This is a genomic window from Mucilaginibacter sp. P4_G9, assembly GCF_056400985.1.
This window is the reverse complement of sequence record NZ_JBFUKF010000541.1, coordinates 1-2,706: the sequence shown is the minus strand read 5'-3', so window position 1 is coordinate 2,706 and position 2,706 is coordinate 1. Positions and strand designations below refer to the sequence as shown.

The window sequence follows — 2,706 nt, the reverse complement described above, 5'->3', positions numbered from 1 at the left end:
ACACTGTACACAACAGCGAAGCTATTAAAACGGGCGAGTTTTATGAGCTAATGATGGCCAACGAACGCCAGCCAGGCTTTGATACCAGGCTGTACATTTATCTCCGATATACCAATAATCAACGTATATTGGTGATAACCAATTTTAATAGGGAAGCACGCAAAATAAGGATAAAACTCCCGGATGACCTTTTACATAAATTAAACCTGAGTGGTGAAAAACATTTTACTGATTTACTAAGCGGAGCCAAATTCAATACTGATGATATTAACAATGGTGTTGAAATAGCCGTAAAAGCAAGTAGTGGACTGATGCTGGAGTTTTAAAACTATAAAAAATCATGTCATTGCGAGGCACGAAGCAACCGCGAACTGTGCAGATCTGCTTTGTAAAGCCTGCGATTGCTTCGTGCCTCGCAATGACATGGTCTATAAGTATATTTATGTGTGTTGATAATCAGCTGCTTGTGGTCTTATTGTAAGGCGTACCGCAATCGAGAACTGTACAAGGCAAACTTGCAATAACAGATGGGATTAGCGCTCAATAACATCATGGGACAAAACCAATAAAATTAAACCAATGAACCAAACAAAACAAAAGTCGAGATTGAGTTTCTGGCAGATCTGGAACATGAGCTTTGGCTTTTTAGGCATCCAGTTTGGATGGGCCCTGCAAATGGCAAATATGGGCGCCATATATGAATACCTGGGGGCCAAACCCGATAAAATCCCCATGCTGTTTTTAGCGGCCCCGCTAACCGGTTTAATTGTACAACCAATTGTTGGTTATATGAGCGATCATACCTGGCATCCAAGGCTGGGCAGGCGCAGGCCATATTTTTTAGTTGGTGCTATAATTAGTACAGTAACGCTCATTTTTATGCCCAACTCATCGGCCCTATGGATGGCTGCAGGGCTGCTATGGATTATGGATACATCCATAAATGTAAGTATGGAGCCTTTCAGAGCGTTTGTTACCGATAAACTGCCCGACGATCAGCGCACCCGCGGTTTTGCTATGCAAAGCGTTTTTATAGGTTTAGGTTCAATTATCGCATCGGCATTACCCTGGATGATGAGCCATTGGTTTAATGTACATAACTCCCTTGTTGGCGGCAGCATTCCGGCTACCGTACGTTATTCGTTTTATATTGGCGCAGCGGCATTTATTACGGCAGTTGTTTATACTGTTTGTACCAGTACCGAGTACCCCCCCGCGGATCTCAATGAGCGGCAAAAGAAAAAAGAAGAAAAACGCGGCTTTGGGGCAGGCGCATCCGAAATTTTTCATGCCATAGTAAATATGCCCAAACGAATGCGTAAGCTGGCATTGGTACAGTTTTTTACCTGGCCCGGTTTGTTTTTAATGTGGTTTTATTATTCGCCGGCTGTAGCAAGAAACGTATTTGGCGCTGTTAGCGAAAAGGATGTTCTTTATACTAAAGGAATTGAATTTGCCGGGCTTACGCTATCGTATTATAACCTGGTTACATTTGTTTTTGCTTTTTTTATCCCCCTCATTGCTGCTAAATTAGGCAGAAAGTACACCCATATGCTTTGTTTGCWGGCTGGTGCTGCAGGCTTAATATCGGTATCATTTATTCATAGCCCCAATATGTTATATGTATCTATGACTGGTGTGGGTATTGCCTGGGCAAGCATATTATCAATGCCTTATGCTATGCTTGGTGGTTGTTTGCCCGAAAATAAGGTGGGCATTTATATGGGGATATTTAATTTCTTTATTGTGTTGCCGGAAATATTGGCTTCATTGCTTTTTGGATGGATCATGTCGCACTGGTTAAATAATGATAGGTTACTGGCAGTTGAAATAGGTGGTTGCCTTATGATACTGGCAGCTTTGCTAACACTTCGTATAAAAGAAGAAGAATAACTGTGCAATTTACGGTTTTGTAACGGGGCGTATTTACAATTATGGCATCGTTATCGGCGTTTTTTGTACAGGATGGTAAGAGAATTCAAATAATTGGGGGAACAAATTAATGAAATCATTATAAACTGGCACGGTTAATGATTTTTCCTCAAATCAAATGTTGTATATTGCGTAGTAAGAACACATTATACATATTTGCAGTAACCCCTTTTAAATAATTTGAATGAAAAGTAATACACCAAATCCCGAAGAGATTACCAGTAAGATAATAGAAGCAGAGAGCTTATTGGAAGGGGAAGAGGAGTTTCACCACCTTAATAACCCTGCCGATGGCATAAAGCCGATCATAAAAAAATATCTTGGAGTACCCAATCATGCCGATCAATGGGGAAATAAATTCTTCTTTACCGATGGCGATGCCAAGGTTGAGGTAGTTGTGGTAACCGATGAGATCATCCGGGTAAGATTATCCCCACATGGTGTTTTTTTAGAAGAGTTTTCCTATGCAGTTCCCAAATTGGGGTATAAAGCGGCCTCGTCTTTTTTGTACGAGGATTTAAATGAATTTCGCGTAGCCACTAAATCGATAAACTGTCATATCCGCAAAAAGGACTTCTTTATATCTTTTTCTGATAGTAATAATCACGTAACCAGTATGGATGCTGTGCCCATGCACTGGGAAGAGAACGTGCAGTTTGGCGGCTATTACGTATTTTGTACCAAAACCTGCAGCCCCAACGAAAGCTTTTTTGGCTTGGGAGATAAACCAACCGAGCTTAACCTGCGCGGCAAACGGCTCAAGAACTGGAACAC

The 2,706-nt window shown here is 41.3% G+C and carries 2 protein-coding genes and 1 pseudogene; all 3 read left to right on the top strand.

All coding sequences use genetic code 11. From position 1 onward, the window contains the following. The coding region (locus AC1DPZ_RS25000) for a cyclomaltodextrinase C-terminal domain-containing protein (protein ID WP_477408591.1) at positions 1–326 on the top strand (326 nt) is incomplete at its 5' end. A gap of 253 nt (positions 327–579) precedes the next feature. Beyond that, positions 580–1,893, top strand: coding sequence for an MFS transporter (locus AC1DPZ_RS24995; protein ID WP_477408589.1), 1,314 nt, complete (start codon positions 580–582; stop codon positions 1,891–1,893). A 223-nt stretch (positions 1,894–2,116) separates the two neighbouring features. Next, positions 2,117–2,706, top strand: a pseudogene (locus AC1DPZ_RS24990) (glycosyl hydrolase); the annotation flags it as partial.